General features: G+C 73.4%; 11 protein-coding genes. 9 read left to right on the forward strand and 2 right to left on the reverse strand.

Features of this window, described 5'->3' with window-relative positions:
* Positions 1 to 4 precede the first annotated feature (4 nt).
* Positions 5 to 787, reverse strand: coding sequence for a maleylpyruvate isomerase family mycothiol-dependent enzyme (locus ABZ449_RS30835; RefSeq protein WP_360352745.1), 783 nt, complete (start codon positions 785 to 787; stop codon positions 5 to 7).
* Between the two features lie 250 nt (positions 788 to 1,037).
* On the opposite strand from ABZ449_RS30835, the gene ABZ449_RS30840 reads away from it, so the two are divergent.
* The 3 genes from ABZ449_RS30840 to ABZ449_RS30850 all read left to right on the forward strand — a co-directional run bounded on the left by ABZ449_RS30840 (position 1,038) and on the right by ABZ449_RS30850 (position 4,486).
* Complete coding sequence (locus tag ABZ449_RS30840) at positions 1,038 to 2,060, forward strand: DUF1702 family protein (protein WP_360352747.1); 1,023 nt, start codon at positions 1,038 to 1,040, stop codon at positions 2,058 to 2,060.
* A 90-nt stretch (positions 2,061 to 2,150) separates the two neighbouring features.
* The gene (locus ABZ449_RS30845; protein WP_360352748.1) at positions 2,151 to 3,125 is read left to right on the forward strand and encodes a DUF1702 family protein; all 975 of its coding nucleotides are present in this window, start codon (positions 2,151 to 2,153) and stop codon (positions 3,123 to 3,125) included.
* A 2-nt stretch (positions 3,126 to 3,127) separates the two neighbouring features.
* Entirely contained in the window at positions 3,128 to 4,486 is a 1,359-nt protein-coding gene (locus ABZ449_RS30850; protein WP_360352750.1) for a cytochrome P450, read from the forward strand.
* Positions 4,487 to 4,629: 143 nt separating this feature from the next.
* Here the strand turns inward: ABZ449_RS30850 and ABZ449_RS30855 are convergent, their stop codons facing one another.
* Entirely contained in the window at positions 4,630 to 5,406 is a 777-nt protein-coding gene (locus tag ABZ449_RS30855; RefSeq protein WP_360352752.1) for a helix-turn-helix transcriptional regulator, read from the reverse strand.
* A 450-nt stretch (positions 5,407 to 5,856) separates the two neighbouring features.
* Here ABZ449_RS30855 and ABZ449_RS30860 point away from each other — a divergent pair, with 450 nt between their 5' ends.
* The 6 genes from ABZ449_RS30860 (at position 5,857) to ABZ449_RS30885 (ending at position 16,486) form a co-directional block, all read left to right on the forward strand.
* Positions 5,857 to 6,387, forward strand: a complete 531-nt coding sequence (locus tag ABZ449_RS30860) for a DUF5987 family protein (protein ID WP_360352754.1) — start codon at positions 5,857 to 5,859, stop codon at positions 6,385 to 6,387.
* Positions 6,384 to 8,039 (forward strand): GMC family oxidoreductase, encoded by a 1,656-nt coding sequence (locus tag ABZ449_RS30865; RefSeq protein WP_360352756.1) that lies wholly within the window; start codon positions 6,384 to 6,386, stop codon positions 8,037 to 8,039. Before ABZ449_RS30860 ends, ABZ449_RS30865 begins: the two co-directional genes overlap by 4 nt.
* Positions 8,040 to 8,079: 40 nt before the next feature.
* A complete protein-coding gene (locus ABZ449_RS30870) occupies positions 8,080 to 9,141 on the forward strand; it encodes a carboxymuconolactone decarboxylase family protein (RefSeq protein ID WP_360352757.1) in 1,062 nt (353 codons plus the stop codon).
* A gap of 393 nt (positions 9,142 to 9,534) precedes the next feature.
* Complete coding sequence (locus tag ABZ449_RS30875) at positions 9,535 to 15,414, forward strand: SDR family NAD(P)-dependent oxidoreductase (RefSeq protein WP_360352759.1); 5,880 nt, start codon at positions 9,535 to 9,537, stop codon at positions 15,412 to 15,414.
* Positions 15,414 to 15,911, forward strand: a complete 498-nt coding sequence (locus tag ABZ449_RS30880) for an acyl-CoA thioesterase (RefSeq protein ID WP_360352761.1) — start codon at positions 15,414 to 15,416, stop codon at positions 15,909 to 15,911. Before ABZ449_RS30875 ends, ABZ449_RS30880 begins: the two co-directional genes overlap by 1 nt.
* Positions 15,908 to 16,486 carry a flavin reductase family protein gene (locus tag ABZ449_RS30885; RefSeq protein ID WP_360352762.1) on the forward strand — a complete coding sequence of 193 codons (579 nt, stop codon included), beginning with the start codon at positions 15,908 to 15,910 and terminating at the stop codon, positions 16,484 to 16,486. Before ABZ449_RS30880 ends, ABZ449_RS30885 begins: the two co-directional genes overlap by 4 nt.
* Positions 16,487 to 16,488: the final 2 nt, after the last annotated feature.

The raw sequence follows: 16,488 nt of genomic DNA on the forward strand, positions 1-16,488 counted from the left end.
CACCTCACTTCAGATTCCGTTCCCGCACCGCCGCAGTCCGCACGGCGTCCACGCCACCGCACTGCACAGGGACTGGCTGAGCCGCCACCCGCTGCGGCGGCCGGAACGGGCCCCAGGTGAACGCGGGCAGCCAGGACTCGGGCGCCGCGCTCCAGTCCAGTTCGGCGATCTGCCCGAGCGAGCGCCGGCCGGTGAGCGAGCGGAGCAGGTCGTGCCGGTGCCCGCGGACGACGGCGGCCGGCTCGCCGTCACCGGCCTGCCAGTCGGAGCCCGGCGTCTCGATGCGCAGCGCCGGGAGCCCGAGCGTGCGCACCGCGGCGGAGAAGCCCCGGACGACCAGGTCCAACGACGAGGGGTAGGACGCGTGGTCCGGGACGACCGGCGCCCCCAACGCGCCCCGCAGGTCGATTTCATGGGTGAACGCGTCCATCATCAGCATGGTGTGCCGCAGCTGCGGGGATTCGGTGAGCACCCGTTCCACCCGGCCGTCCAGCCGCGACCACTCGTCGAGCAGACCGGCGAGGCCGTCGTCGGAGTCGGCGTGCGGGACCTCCCACAGGTTGCCCGGCGCGTCGGCGGCCACCGTCCGGCAGACCTCCAGCAGGTGGCCGACCACGTCCAGGACGGTCCACCCCGGACAGGCGGGCACCGGAACGTCGGCCGCCCCGGTCCGGTCGCCCACCAGCGCGGTGATGTTCTCCCGGGCACCGCGGTAGGCGAGGTGGTCGGGCGCCCGGTCCCAGAGCGATCCGGGCGTGGCCTCGGCGTTCCGCTGATCCGTGCTCATACGGGTTCTCCTTCGGTCGGACGACGTTGACGGGGACGGACCGGCGACGCCGGAACCCGGCCCCGCGCGGGCCGGTTCCATTGTGGCGTCCGGGGTCCCCGGAGGCCGAGGGGGCGGAGGGCGGAGCACGTCCGAAGACGCCGGGCGGCCGCGCCGGTCCAGGAACGCAATCGCGGAGATGCGTTCCGCGACACGGCGTCAGGACCATGGGGAGACAGTCACATTCGGGACGTGAAGCCTGGGAGGGATCGTGCCGACGACCTTCGGATCGCTGCGCCGGCTGGTACTGACACCGTCACTGGCCTCGGTGACGTTCGCCGGACGCGGCTTCCCGGTGACACCGACGGAGAGCACCGAGCGGCTGGAGGCGGTGCCCCAGGCGGTGGTGTGCGGCTTCGAGTGGGGGATCGACGCCCGCAGCCAGTGGGAGGTCGAGCGCCGCCTCGGCCTGGTCGAACCCGAGCAGCGCGGATTCGCGTACGAGGGCGCGACCATGGCCTTCACCGTGCTGGACGCGATGGGCCGGGGCGGCCACCGCACCCGCGACCTGCTGGCCGGGTCCGGGCAGCCGCACATCTTCCTGGCCTACATCGGCATCGGCTTCGCCATGGCGCGGCTGCCGAGGCCGCTGTGGCGCAAGGTGCTGCCGGACCTCACCGGGACGCCCTACCACCCGACGATGAGCTGGCTGGCCGTCGACGGCTACGGCTTCGACCTCGCCTACTTCCACACCCGGCGCTGGGTGGACGAGCAGCGCAGGCCGAAGCCGTACCCGTGGCAGGGCGCGCCCGAGTACTTCCAGCGGGCCGTCGACCAGGGCGTCGGACGGGCGTTGTGGTTCATCCACGGCGGATCGCCGGTGAACGTCGCGGCCGCGGTGGGCAGGTTCGCCGCGGACCGGCAGGGCGATCTGTGGAGCGGTGTGGGCCTGGCCTCGACCTTCGCCGGAGGCGGCACGGCCGACGGCCTGGCCGGGCTGCTCGACGTCGCGGGCCCGCACCGGGCGCAGCTCGCCCAGGGGTCGGTGTTCGCCTCCAAGGCCCGCGCGTACGCGGGTTTCGTGCCCGCGCACTCCGAGGTCGCCTCGACGAGCCTGACCGGTCTGTCGGTCGAGGCGGCGGCGAAGGTGGCCGACGACTGCGCGGTGGACGGCCGCACCCGGGCCGCCGCCGACGGGCCGCCCCCGTACGAGCTCTGGCGGGCGAACGTGCGCGAGCACTTCCGCGACGCCGGGCCCTCGCCCGCGCCGGGGAAGACGGCCAGGGCGGACTGAGCGCCTTTCGGGCGGCCCCGGGCCGGACCGGTGCGAAGTCATCCGCGGGGCAGATCGGCTGCCCCGGGGGAAATCTGAGAGGAGTAAGGCGTGTCCAGTGCATGGCGGACGCTCCGACGACGAGTTCTCACTCCGAGCACCTCTGAAACGCTCTTGGAAACGCGTGGTTTCCACCGGAAGTCGCCGGCCGCCCAGGAACTCCTGGAGACGGTCGGCGCGCGGTTCCTGGAGGGCTACGCCTACGCGGTGGAGGCCCGGAACCCGGCGGAGGCGGAATACCCGCTGGAGGAAATCCCGGACCGGTTCCGCGGCTTCGCCTACGAGGGCGCCGGCATGGGCTTCGCCATGCTCGACGGGCTGCGGATGTCCGGCCGGAATTCGGTGGCCCGCTGCCTCGAGGGGCGGGGCGCCGACCACGTCTACATGGTCTACGTCGGAATCGGCTGGGCGATGGCCCGGCTGCCGAGGTTCTGCTGGCCCGACGTCGACAGGCTCGACCCGCTGCTGCGCTGGCTGGTCCTCGACGGGTACGGGTTCCACCAGGCGTACTTCCGCACCGACCGGTACGTCCACCAGCAGTACCGGGACCCGGCCTTCCCGTGGCCGGCGCACGACAACCCGTCGTACGCCGGGCGGGCGATCGACCAGGGCATCGGCCGGGCCCTGTGGTTCGTCGGCGGGACCGACGCCGATCTGGTCGCGACCATGATCGAGAAGTTCCCGGAGTCCCGGTGGTCCGACCTCTACGGCGGTGCCGGACTGGCGGCCACCTACGCCGGCGGCGTGGACGAGGCGGAGCTGTGCGCCTTCCGCGAGCGGGCCGGAGAGCACCGGTCGATGGTCGCCCAGGGCAGCGCCTTCGCGGCCGAGGCCCGGATCCGGGCCGGACTGCTGGTGCCGCACACCGAGCTGGCCACCCGGGTCTTCTGCGGCATGGCGCCCGCCGAGGCGGCCGCGGTCACCCAGGAGGTGCGGCCGAGCGGGCCGGTGCCGGGTGCGCTGCCCGCGTTCGAGGTGTGGCGCCAGGCCATCGCCGACCGCTTCGTCGACGCCGGGGGGTGCTAGCCGTGGCCGCCACCCGCCGGGTGCCGCCGGGCCCGCCGCGCCGGGCCGCCCCCGTCCTGCTGCGCAGGCTGGTGGGGGACCGGCTGGAGATGATGCGCGCCGCCGCGTCCGAGTACGGCGACGCCGTCCGGATCTCCATGGGCCCCAAGACGCTCTACTTCTTCAACCACCCCGACCACGCCAAGCACGTGCTCGCGGACAACGCGGCCAACTACCACAAGGGGATCGGCCTGGCCCAGGCCCGGCGGGCCCTCGGCAACGGCCTGCTGACCAGCGAGGGGGAGCTCTGGCGCAAGCAGCGCCGGCAGATCCAGCCCGCCTTCCAGCACAAGCGGATCGTCCAACAGGCCGGTGCCGTCGCGGAGGAGGCGGCCAAGCTGGTCGGCCGGCTGCGGGCGCACGAGGGCGGCCGACCGGTCGACGTGGTCAAGGAGGTGACGGCCCTCACCCTCGGGGTGCTCGGCCGCACCCTGCTCGACGTCGACCTCAGCGCCTTCGAGGCGGTCGGCCACGACTTCGAGGCCGTCCAGGACCAGGCGATGTTCGACATGGTCACCATGGGCATGGTGCCCGGCTGGGTGCCGCTGTCCAAGCAGCTCCGCTTCCGCAAGGCCCGGCAGGACCTGCAGCGGGTGGTCGACCGGCTGGTGGCGGAGCGGGTCTCCCGCGACGCCGGGCGGATCGAGGGGGAGGACGCGCTGTCCCGCCTGATCGTCGCCACCCGCCAGGAGTCCGACCGCAAGGTCGCCCGCCAGCGGATGCGCGACGAGCTGGTCACGTTGCTGCTGGCCGGCCACGAGACCACGGCGAGCACCCTCGGCTGGACGTTCTACCTGGCCGACCGGCACCCCGAGGTGATGGACCGGCTGCACGCCGAGGCCGTCGAGGTGCTCGGCGACCGCCTGCCCGAGTTCGAGGACCTGCACCGCCTGCGCTACACCTCGATGGTGGTGGAGGAGGTCATGCGGCTCTACCCGCCGGTGTGGATCCTGCCGAGGCAGGCCCAGGCGGACGACGAGGTCGGCGGGTACCACGTGCCGGCCGGCTCCGACGTCCTGATCTGCCCGTACACCCTGCACCGCCACCCGCGCTTCTGGGACGCCCCCGAGCAGTTCGACCCGGAGCGCTTCGACCGGGACAGGGCCACGGACCGGCCGCGCTACGCCTACATCCCGTTCGGGGCGGGGCCGCGCTTCTGCATCGGGAACCATCTCGGGCTGCTGGAGGCGACGTTCACGATCGCCATGGTCGCCCGGGAGCTGCGGCTGACGAAGGTGCCCGGGTACCGGGTGGTGGCCGAGCCGATGCTGTCGCTGCGGGTGCGCGGCGGTCTGCCGATGACGGTGAGCCCCGCCGGCTGAGCGGCCGCGGCCGTGGCCGCTCAGCGCTCGCGCCGCGCACGACAGAGCCCCCGCGACATCCGTCGCGGGGGCTCTGCGCGGAGGGCCTCCGTCGTCGCGCAAGGCCCCTGTGGTGGTGGCCGGCCGGCGCGGCCCGGGCCGGATCAGGCGGTGTCCGTGATCGGGGCCAGTACGGTCTGCGCGATCGCCCGGGCGTCCAGCAGGGCCAGCAGGACCGGCGGGTCGAGGACGCGGGCCGGGCGCAGGCGCAGTTCGATCGGCAGCAGCGGCACGTCAGGCCGCACCTCGATCGGTCCGACCGATCCCACCGAGACGGGGTGGTCGCCCGTCAGCACCTCGTCGAAGGCGGCCGGGACGGAGTGCGCCAGCAGGTACCAGGTGCCGGCCGGCACCTGGTCGAATAAGAAGACGCCGGGTCGGGGGAGGACGGTACAGGCGGCGGGCCGGCCCTCGGGGACCCGGGTCGGGAACAGCCCGACGTACACCAGGCCGAGGCTCCCCGCGACCGGGGGCCGGATCTCGCCGCGGAAGGTGGAGAGCTCCGTGCTGCGGGCCAGGCCGCGCGAGTCGACCTCGATCCGGGGAGTGAAACCCCCGAGCTGGCGGTAGGTGGTGGGAGGCACGCCGACGCTGCTGGCGAACCGTGAGCTGAACGTGCCGACGCTGTTGTACCCGACGCGGTGGCTGATCTCGGTCACCGTGAACGAGGTCTCGATGAGGAGGCGCTTGGCCGTTTCGAGTCGGAGGGCGGAGAGGAACCGCCGTGGTGACACCCCGGTCATCCGCTGGAATTCCCGGGAGAAGTGAAACTTGCTGTACATGGCCGCCTGCGCCATATCGTCGATCGTCAGTAACTCGCCGATGTTGTCGTGCATGGTCTCGATGGCCCGGGAAACAGCTTGCTCGATGGCAGATGTCATCTTTGACTCCAGCTTCTCCGCCGCACCTGCGGATGAACAGAATTCCACCCTTGCGATGATCGGGAACGAAAGTCACGGCCGCGGTGACAGGCCGACTGTCGAAGGCGCCAGGGCAAGCGAAGGGAGAACCCCCTTCGGAAGGCGAAGCTGAAAAGTGTCGCCGCCATAGCAAGTGACGACCGTAGCAGCAGGCACATGACAGTCGCAATGGTGCGTGGGGCACTTGCCGTTGGCATGCCCGATCGTCAGACAACCCGGGATTTCGGGTTTGAACGGCGTCCGGACCCCTCAGCAACGCGAGAGATGCGGGGGGTAGCGCATTGCGCGCACGATGCCACAGTCGCGTATGCGAATCGGGACCGGCCGGTCTGCGCCGTCCCCGCTTTTCGACAAGCTCCCGAGGAGATGCCGGTGGGATCGCCTACCTCAGATCGAAACCATGACCGGACCATGACACTCGAGGCCTTCGCGGACACGATCGTCCCGGGCGAGAAACGGTCGCCCGACGACCGGGCGGTGGCCGGCGCCTCGACCGGCGGCGGTGCCGTCCAGGCGGGCGCCATCGAACTGCTCGAAACCCCCGCGACCGGACTCACGGACGCGCTGGACGACTACGAACAGGCGCTCAACCGCCACGCGACCAGCTACGCGGACGAGCACGGCCTGCGGCTCGACGACTCGGTGCCGCCGTTCGTCGCCCTGCCGTTCGCCGACCGGACCCGCCTGGTCCAGGAATTGACCGGAAAGGGTCACCAGGAACGGGAACTGTGGGTCCTGCTGGCGCTGTTCGCCAACATGGCCTTCGACACCGCCGCCCACATGCACACCACGGACGCGCTCGCGGCGGGTCACCCCGGCCTCACCGGGATGGGCTTCATGAAGCCGGGCGAGGACGGCCTGTGGCGGTTCCCCGACTTCTCGTACGGCAAGCAGCTGGCCGATCCCCACCCGGACACCACGCCCACAGGGAGTCCCGCATGACGAGCAACGAGAGCACCGACGTCCTGATCGTGGGCAGCGGCTTCGGCGGCGCGATCGCGGCGTACCACCTGGCGGCCGGCGGCGCGCGGGTCACCATCCTGGAGCGCGGCCCGTGGCTGAAGGCGGACGACTTCGACCACGACTTCATGCTCGGCTCCTCGTACACCCGGATCTTCGACTTCGTGGTGGGCGACGGCATGAGCCTGCTCGGCGGGAACTGCGTCGGCGGCGGCAGCGTGGTGTACTTCGCCGCGATGCCGCGCGCGCCGCGGTTCGCCTTCGAGCGCCGCGGCAGCATCGGCCGCCGGATGTGGCCGGCCGCCATCGACCGGGACGTCCTCGATCCCTGGTACGACCGGGTGTCCGAGGCGCTGCCCATCAACCAGCAGGACTGGAACGACGTCACGTACGCGGGCGGGCTGTTCGCCGCCGCCTGCGAGCACGCGGGACGCACCGCCAACCCCGTCCCGGCCGCCATCGACCGGGCGAAGTGCACCAACTGCAACTGGATGATGTCCGGTTGCCGCTTCGACGCCAAGCGCTCCCTGCTGCTGAACTACCTGCCGGCGGCCCTCGCGCACGGCGCCGAGATCCGGCCGCTGCACGAGGTGCAGCAGCTCTCCCGGACGGACGACGGCGGCTACCGGGTGCACTACAACGTCGTCGACGACGAGGACTACCGGGTGCACGTCGGCAGCGGCACGATCGACGCGAAGATCATCGTGCTCGCCGCCGGCGCCGGCGCCACCCCGGTGATCCTCCAGCGCTCCGAGGCGACCCTGGGCACCATGCCGCACGCCGTGGGCCGCTACTTCTCCGGGAACGGGGAACGCCTCAACACGGCCGTCGTCGACGAGGACAAGGCCCGTGACCTGCTGGGGCTCAAGCGCTCCGACGGCCGGGCGTTCCGGGCCAACCAGATCGGCAAGGGCCCGGTCGTGGCGAGCTGGGACAACCTCGACGGGTCGCTGCCGGAGCACTCCCGGTTCTCCCTGGAACAGCTCTACTTCCCGCCGGGGTTCGGCACGATCCTGGCCCAGGTGCCCGACGCGACCGGGCCCAGCTGGTTCGGCGTGGAGAAGAAGGAACTGGTCCGGCAGTGGCAGTCCTGGCTGACCGTCTTCACCATGATCGAGGACGACAACGAGGGCGTCTTCGGGCCGCCGCCGCCCACCGGCAACGCCGCCCGGATCTCCCAGCAGATGCTCGGGCGCGGGACGATCTCGTACCAGCCGACCGCCAACACCCTGCGCGCCTGGGCCGATTCGGACGCCGTCGTGAAGGACATCCTGGAGCGCGACGGACTCGCCCGCGTCATGCCGTGGACCAACGACCTGGTGGGCGCCTACACCGTGCACCCGCTGGCGTCCTGCCGGATCGGCGACGACCCGCAGACCTCGGCGCTCGACGACCGGCAGGAACTGCGCAACCACCCGGGCATCTTCGTCACCGACGGCTCCGCCGTCCCGGGAGCGCTGACGGTCAACCCCGCGCTGACCATCTCCGCGCTCGCCGAACGCGCGATCCCCGGCATCGTGAGCGCCGCGCAGGAGCGCGGCGTGAACGTCAAGTACGGCGCGCCCGCGCCGGACGGTGCGACCAGCGGACGGCGCGGCGTGCAGGTGCAGCTGCCCGGCCTGATGCGCCGCTAGCGGGCCGGAACACCGGATCGAGCCATCGAGGAGGAGGCACATGACGACACCGTTCCTGCGGCCGGCCCTGCGGCGGTCGATGGCGCAGATCCACCGGATCGCCGCGGTGCGGCCCGGTGACGCGGGGGAGGAGGTGGCCGGCGTCTTCGCCGACGTCGAGCGGGAGTTCGGCATGCTGGCACCGCCGATCGGGCTGCACGCGGCCTCGCCGGAGGTGCTCGCCGCCTCCTGGGTGATGCTGCGGGAGACCCTGGTCGCCGGCGGGCGGGTCGACCGGGCGACCAAGGAGGCGGTGGCCGCGGCGGTCTCGGCCGCCAACTCCTGTCCGTACTGCGTGGAGGTGCACGGCACGACCCTGGCCGCGCTGCTGCCCGGGGCCGCCGCCCCGGGCACGGCCCGCGCGACGGCCGAGGGGTGGGCCGACTGGTTCGGGCAGGACGGCGACCGGGAACGGGCGCCGGAGGAAGGGGCGCCGTTCCCCGCGCAGGCGGGGCCCGAGCTGGTCGGGGTGGCCGTCACCTTCCACTACCTGAACCGCATGGTCAACCTGTTCCTCGAACCGAGCCCGCTGCCGGCCGGTCTCCCGCCGGCCGCCCGGGCCGTGGCGAGGGCGGTCCTGGGCCGGCTGATGCGCCGTGGCGCGCGCGTCGCCCCGCCGGCCGGGACCTCGCTCGACCTGCTGCCCTCCGCGCCGCTGCCCGGGGACCTGCGCTGGGCGGCGGGCACCCCCAGCGTCGCCGGGGCGTTCGCGCGGGCGGCCGCCGCGATCGATGCGGCGGGAGCCCGCGCGGCGCCCGAGGGCGTGCGCGCCCTGGTGGCGGAGCAGCTGGCCGCGTGGGACGGCCGGCCGCCGGGGATCAGCCGCGGTTGGGTCGAGGAGGCGGTGTCGGACCTGCCCGGGGACGAGCGTCCGGCGGGCCGGCTGGCCCTGCTGACCGCCAAGGCCTCCTACCAGGTCGACGACGGCCTCGTCGCCGAGTTCCGGCGCGGCCGGCCCGGCGACACCGCGCTGATCGAGCTCACCTCCTGGGCCGCCCTGACGGCGGCCCGCGAGCTGGGCGCCCGGCTCGGGGCACGCCTGCCGGCGAGCACCGGCGGCTGACCCTTCGCACGGCCCGCACGACCCGCACGACCCTGTACGACCCTGTACGACCCGAGGCTCCCGCCGAACCGGCGGGAGCCTCGGTGCGTTCCCGGACGCTGCACAGCCGTTCGCACAGCCATTCGCACGGCACTTCGCACGGCCGTCCGCACGGCCCTCGGCACAGCCGCCTGCACGGCCCTCCGCACGGGCGCCGGAACGGACGCGGCCGGTCCCGGAAAATGACGGCGTTATTGAATAGCGGCGCCATGAAATCACACCGTTATGTCAAATCCGCGCCCCCACCAGGCGGAAAGCAAACTCGGAGATGACACCCGTACGGCCGCGGCCGCACCCTTGAGGACAGTGCAGTCGTGTCGAGTCGGCGAAAAGAATCGCCGTCAATTCATCTCCATGGGTGGTGAATACGTGAGCAGTGAGCGGATCGCTATCGTGGGAATTGGCCTCCGTTACCCGGACGCCAATTCGGCGAGCGAACTGTGGGAGAACGTACTGGGCGGCCGGCGGGCTTTCCGGCGGTTGCCGGACGAGCGGATGAACCAGGCCGACTACTGGTCGGAGGACCGGAGCGCGCCCGACCGGCACTACACCAAGAAGGCCGCGGTCCTCCGGGACTACGCGTTCGACCGCATCAAATACAGCGTCGCCGGAAGCACGTACCGGGCGACCGACCTGACGCACTGGCTGGCCCTCGACGTGGCCGCCGAGGCGCTCGCCGACGCCGGATTCCCGGACGGTTCGGGCCTTCCCCACCAGAGCACCGGCGTGGTGGTCGGAAACAGCCTCACCGGGGAATTCTCGCGGGCCAACATCATGCGACTGCGGTGGCCCTACGTGCGCCGCACGGTGGCCGCCGCGCTGAGCGGCCAGGGCTGGACCGAGGGGGAGGTCGCGAAGTTCCTCCAGGAGCTGGAGCCGCAGTACAAGGCGCCCTTCCCGGCCATCGACGAGGACTCGCTGGCCGGCGGCCTCGCCAACACCATCGCCGGCCGCATCTGCAACCACTTCGACCTGCGCGGAGGCGGCTACACGGTCGACGGGGCCTGCTCCTCCTCCCTGCTGTCCGTCGTCACGGCGGCGAAGGCGCTGGCCGACGGCGAACTGGACGTGGCCGTCGCCGGCGGCGTCGACCTGTCGATCGACCCGTTCGAGGTGATCGGCTTCGCCAAGACGGGCGCACTGGCCACCGGCGAGATGAAGGTCTACGACCGGGACTCCAACGGCTTCTGGCCCGGCGAGGGCTCCGGCATGCTCGTGCTGATGCGCGAGCGGGACGCGCTGGCGCAGGGGCGGCGGATCTACGCGAGCATCAGCGGCTGGGGAGTCTCCTCGGACGGCAAGGGCGGCATCACCCGGCCGGAGGCGAGCGGGCACCGGCTGGCGCTGACCCGCGCCTACCGGCGGGCCGGCTACGGCGTCGAGACGGTCTCGTACTTCGAGGGACACGGCACCGGCACGGCCCTCGGCGACGCCACCGAGATCGAGGCGCTGTCCTCCGCCCGCCGGATGGCGGACCCGACGGCCCGTCCGGCCGCGCTCGGGACGGTCAAGGGGAACTTCGGGCACACCAAGGCCGCCGCGGGCGTGGCCGGCCTGATCAAGGCGACCCTCGCCGTGCACCACCAGGTGATCCCCCCGGCCACCGGCCACGTCGACCCGCACCCCGGCCTGCTCGGGGACGAGGCGGCCATGTACGTCCCGCGGGATGCCGAACTCTGGCCGACCGACCAGCCCGTCCGGGCCGGGGTGTCCGCCATGGGCTTCGGCGGGATCAACACCCACATCACCCTCGCCGAGGCACCCGGCAGCACCCGGCGGGATGCGCTCGACGAGGACACCACCCGGCTGGTGGCCGGCCGCCAGGACGCCGAACTCCTGCTGCTGGACGCCCCGGACACGGCCGCGCTGCGCGCCGAACTGACCCGGCTGCTCGACCTGGTGCCGAAGCTGGCCCAGGCGGAACTGGCGGACCTGGCCGGCACGCTGGCCGACCGGCTCACCGGCGGCCCGGTGCGGGCCGCCGTCGTGGCGACCGGTCCGGACGACGCCGTGCGCGCCCTCGAACGGCTGCTCGCCCTGCTCGACTCCGGAGCGCGGGAGGCGTTCTCGGCCGGTGAGGGGATCTTCCTCGGCCACGACCGGACCGCCCCCCGGATCGCCTACCTCTTCCCGGGGCAGGGTTCCGGCCGCGGCGCCGTCGGCGCGATCCGGCGCCGCTTCGCCACGGCGGAGGAGGTGTTCCGCGCCGCCGCCCTGCCCACCGGCGACGACCAGGTCGCCACCCAGGTGGCCCAGCCGCGCATCGTCACCGGTTCGCTGGCCGCGCTGCGGGTGCTGGACGCGTTCGGCATCCAGGCCGACACCGCCGTCGGCCATAGCCTCGGGGAGCTCACCGCCCTGCACTGGGCGGGAGCGATGACCTCGGAGCAGGTGGTGCGCCTCGCCACGATCCGCGGCCGGGTGATGGCGCGGGCGAGCCGCGGCGGCGGCGCGATGGCCGGCCTCGCGGCGACGCCGGAGCAAGCCGCCCGGCTGTCCGAGGGACAGGACGTGGTCGTCGCCGGCTACAACGGGCCCCGGCAGACCGTGCTCTCCGGCCCCGCCGAGGCGGTCGACGAGGTCTGCCGCCGGGCCGCGGGCGAGGGCGTCACGGCCACCAGGCTGAACGTGTCGCACGCCTTCCACTCGCCGCTGGTCGAGCCGGCCGCGGTCGCGATGGCGGAGGAACTCGCGCGGTTCGACTTCGACGAGCCCGTCCGCCCGATCGCCTCCACCGTCACCGGCCGGCTCCTGGACCCGTCCGCCGACCTGCGCGAGGTCCTGCGCGAACAGGTCCTGCTGCCGGTCCGGTTCCAGGAGGCCGCCACCGTGGCGGTCGCCGACGCCGACCTGGTCGTGGAGGTCGGCCCGGGCCGGGTGCTCTCCGGCCTGCTGGCGGAGATCGCCCCGGACGTGACCACCCTGGCGGTCGACACCGACAGCGCCTCGCTCGGCTCGCTGCTCAGGGTCGCCGGCGCCGCGTTCGCGCTCGGCGCACCGCTGCGGACCGAGGCCCTGTTCGGCGACCGCCTGGTCCGGCCGCTGCCGGCGGACGGTGCGATGACCTTCCTGGCCAACCCCTGCGAGGCCGCCCCGGCCATCGACGCGGACCTGGCGGCGCAGGACGGCGGGCCGGGCCAGGGCGAGCGGGCTGGCGCGGCGGTGTCCGCGGACACCGGCGAGGGCCCGGACTCCACCCTGGAACTGCTGCGCAGGCTCGCGGCCGAGCGGGTCGAACTGCCGCTGGAGTCCGTCACCGCGCAGACCCACCCGATGGACGACCTGCACCTGAGCTCCATCACCATCGGTCAGATCGTCAACGACGTCACCCGGGCGCTCGGCCGACCGGTGCTCGCCGCGACGCCGAACTACGCGACCGTCAACCTGGGCGGGATCGCCGAGCTGATCGACCAGCTGGCGGACACCGCGCAGGACGGCGGCGAGTCCGCGGGCGAGGCCGCCGGCGTGGCTCCGTGGGTGCGGCCCTTCGCGGTCGAGCACGTGGACGCCGTCCTGCCGGCCCGCCCCGCCGCGCCGCAGTCCGCCGCCGCCGGGCAGTGGACGGTGCACAGCACCCCCGGCCACCCGCTCGCCGAACCGCTGCGCACCGCGCTCGCGGCAGCGGGCGTCGGGGACGGTGTGCTGCTCTGCCTGCCGGACGCGTGCGGACCGCAGGAGGCGGAGCTCTTCCTGACCGCCGGGCGGGCCGTCCTGGCCGCCCCCGAGGGCACCCGGCTGGTCGTGGTCCAGCACCGGCTGGGGGCGGCGGGCCTGGCCAAGACCCTGCACCTGGAGCACCCGTCGGTCCCGACCACGGTGGTCGAGCTGGCCGACACCGCCCCCGAGGGCGCGGCCCGCGACGAGGCGGTGGCCCGGGTGGTCGCCGAGACCGCCGCCACGGCCGGCTTCGCGGAGGTCCGCTACCAGCCGGACGGGCGCCGGACCGTCCCGGTGCTCCGGCCGCTGCAGCTCCGTCCGGCGGTCGAGGGAGAGTCCCCGCTGGACGCCGGGGACGTCCTGCTGGTCACCGGCGGCGGCAAGGGCATCACCGCCGAGTGCGCCATCGCGATGGCCCAGGACTCCGGGGCGGCCCTGGCCCTGATCGGCCGCGCCGATCCGGCCACCGACCCCGAACTCGCCGGGAACCTCGCCCGGATGGAGGCCGCGGGCCTGCGCCACCGGTACGCCCGCGCCGACGTCACCTCGGCCGAGCAGATCACCGCCGCGGTGGCCTCCTTGGTCGACGGGCTCGGCCCGGTCACCGCCGTCCTGCACGGCGCCGGCTTCAACCACCCGGCCGCCCTGGAGGCGCTCACCGCCGAGGACTTCCGGCGGACCCTGGCGCCCAAGACGGACGGCCTGGAGGCGGTCCTGGCGGCCGTCGAACCGGAACGCCTGAAGCTGCTGATCACCTTCGGCTCGATCATCGGCCGGGCCGGACTGCGCGGCGAGGCCCACTACGCCACCGCCAACGACTGGATGACCGAGCTGACCCTGCGCTTCCAGGACCGCCACCCGCGGGCCCGGGCCATCGCGCTGGAGTGGTCGGTCTGGTCCGGCGCGGGCATGGGCGAACGGCTCGGCGTCGTCGAGGCGCTGATCCGCGAGGGCATCACGCCGATCTCCACCGAGAACGGGATCCAGGTGCTCCGCGAGGTGCTCGCGGACCCCACGGCCGGCCCCGTCCTGGTGGTGAGCGGACGGGCCGGCGGCCTGCCGACCCTCACCACCGTGCGGCGCGAGCTGCCGCTGACCAGGTTCGTCGAGCGGGTGCTGGTGCACCACCCGGACATCGAGCTGATCACCGAGACCGAGCTGACCGAGGGCGGTGACCCCTACCTGTCCGACCACCGGCTCCAGGACGACCTGCTCTTCCCGGCCGTGCTCGGCATGGAGGCGATGGCCCAGGTCGCCGCCGCGGTGAGCGGGCACCAGGGCCCGCCGCTGCTGGAGGACGTCGAGTTCCGCCGTCCCGTGGTGGTCCGGCCGGGCGGCTCGACCACCATCCGGATCGCGGCGCTCGTCCGGGAGCCCGGAACGGTGGACGTGGTGCTGCGCAGCGAGGGCACCGAGTTCGCGGCCGACCACTTCCGGGCCAGGCTGCGCTACCCGCGGCCCGAGGTGCCCGGGACGCCGGTGCCGGTCGAGTTCGGCCTGCCGGCGGTGCCGGTGGACCCGGTGACCGAGCTGTACGGCAGCGTGCTCTTCCAGGGCAAGCGGTTCCAGCGCCTGCTGGAGTACCGGCGGGCGAGCGCCCGGCACGCGCTGGCGGAGATCTCCACCACCGCCCCCGCGCCGTGGTTCGCGGCCTTCCTGCCGCAGGACCAGCAGCTGGCCGACCCCGGCACCCGGGACGCGATGATGCACGCCATCCAGTGCTGCGTGCCGGACGCCACCCTGCTGCCGCAGAGCATCGAGCGGCTGTGGCTGGCCGACCCTGCGGACCAGGACGCCGAGTACGTCGTGCTCGACGCCCGGGAGCGCTCGCAGGACGGCGACACCTACGTCTACGACCTCGACGTGCGCACGCCGTCCGGGAAGGTCGTCGAACGCTGGGAGGGGCTGACCCTGGTCGCCGTCCGCAAGCGCGACGGAGCCGGGCCGTGGGTGCCCGCGATGCTCGGTTCGTACCTGGAGCGCGGCTTGGAGCAGGTGCTGGGCGGCAACCGCGCGGTGGTCGTCGAACCCGCGGCGAAGCCGACCGCGGAGCCCGCCGCGGAGTCCGCCGCGGACGGGGACCGCAGGGCCCGCACCGAGACGGCCCTCGGCCGGGCGCTCGGTCGGCCCGTGGCACTGCTCCACCGGCCCGACGGCAAGCCCGAACTCGCCGGTGCGCCCGGCCTGGAGGGCATCACGGTGTCGGCCTCGCACGGCCCCGGCCTGACCCTGGCGGTGGCCGGAGCCGGGCGGCTCGCCTGCGACGTCGAGACCGTCCTGGAGCGCAGCACCGAGGACTGGGACGCGCTGCTGGGCGCCGGCCAGCTCGCCCTGCGGGACCTGCTGGTCAGCGAGGCGGGCTGCAGCCCGGCGGTGGCCGGCACCAGGGTCTGGAGCGCGCTGGAATGCCTGCGCAAGTCCGGCGCGACCACGCAGGCGCTGACGCTCGACCGCGTCCACCCGGGCGGCTGGGTCGTCCTGTCCGCGGGTGACGCGGCCGTCGCCACCTGGGTGACCACCGTCAACGACCGGACGGAGCCGGTGCTCTTCGCCGTGCTCGTCGGGAAGGAGAACTGATGTCGGCCTACTACGAGATCCGGCACACCGTGGGCTTCGAGGAGACCAACCTCGTCGGCAACGTCTACTACGTGAACTACCTGCGCTGGCAGGGGCGTTGCCGGGAGATGTTCCTCAAGGACAAGGCGCCGGGCGTGCTCGCCGAGCTGCAGGACGACCTGAAGCTGTTCACCCTCAAGGTGGAGTGCGACTTCTTCGCCGAGATCACCTCGTTCGACGAGCTGTCGGTCCGGATGCGGCTGGAGGAGCTGACCCAGACCCAGATCCAGTTCAGCTTCGACTACCTGCGGATCGACGGCGAGCAGGAGAACCTGGTCGCCCGCGGTCGGCAGCGGATCGCGTGCATGCGCGGGCCGAACACGGCCACCGTCCCCTCCCGGGTGCCCGAGGAGCTGCGCCAGGCGCTGGCGCCGTACGCCGAGGGCCAGGCCGCACGGGCCCTCGCGGTGGCGCCGGCCGCGCCCGCCGGGCCGGTGCGGACGGGGGAGGCACGGTGATCGGCAACGGCCGGTCCCCGGTCAACACCCAGCTGCCGGACGTGACGCCGGCGGCCACCGAGAACCACGCCGTTCTTCCGAAGGCCCTGCGCGAGACGATGGCCCGGTTCGCCACCGGGGTCACGGTGCTGACCACGGGCGGCGAGTACGCCCACGGGATGACCGCCAACGCCTTCAGCTCGGTCTCCCTGGAGCCGCCGATGGTGCTGTGCTGCGTGGGCCGCTCCGCGACGATGCACGAGGCGATCACGGCGACCAGGTCCTTCGCGGTCACCGTGCTCGGCGCCGACCAGGAGCACCTGGCGCGGTACTTCACGAACAAGAGCCGACCGCGCGGGGCCGCCCAGTTCGACGGCCTCGACTGGCAGCCCGGCCCGTTCACCGGGGCGCCGCTGCTGTCCGGCTCGCTGGCCTGGCTGGAGTGCAAGCTCGCCGAGCAGTACGACGGCGGCGACCACTCCATCTTCCTCGGCGAGGTGCTCGCCTCGGACTGGGCCGACGACCGGCAGGCACTGCTGTTCTACGGCGGCGCCTTCCACCGGGGCATCGGCGGCACACCGGAACAGATCGGCTGAGG

This window comes from Kitasatospora sp. NPDC005856 (genome assembly GCF_040629945.1).
In the GTDB taxonomy this organism is placed as follows: Bacteria; Actinomycetota; Actinomycetes; order Streptomycetales; family Streptomycetaceae; genus Kitasatospora.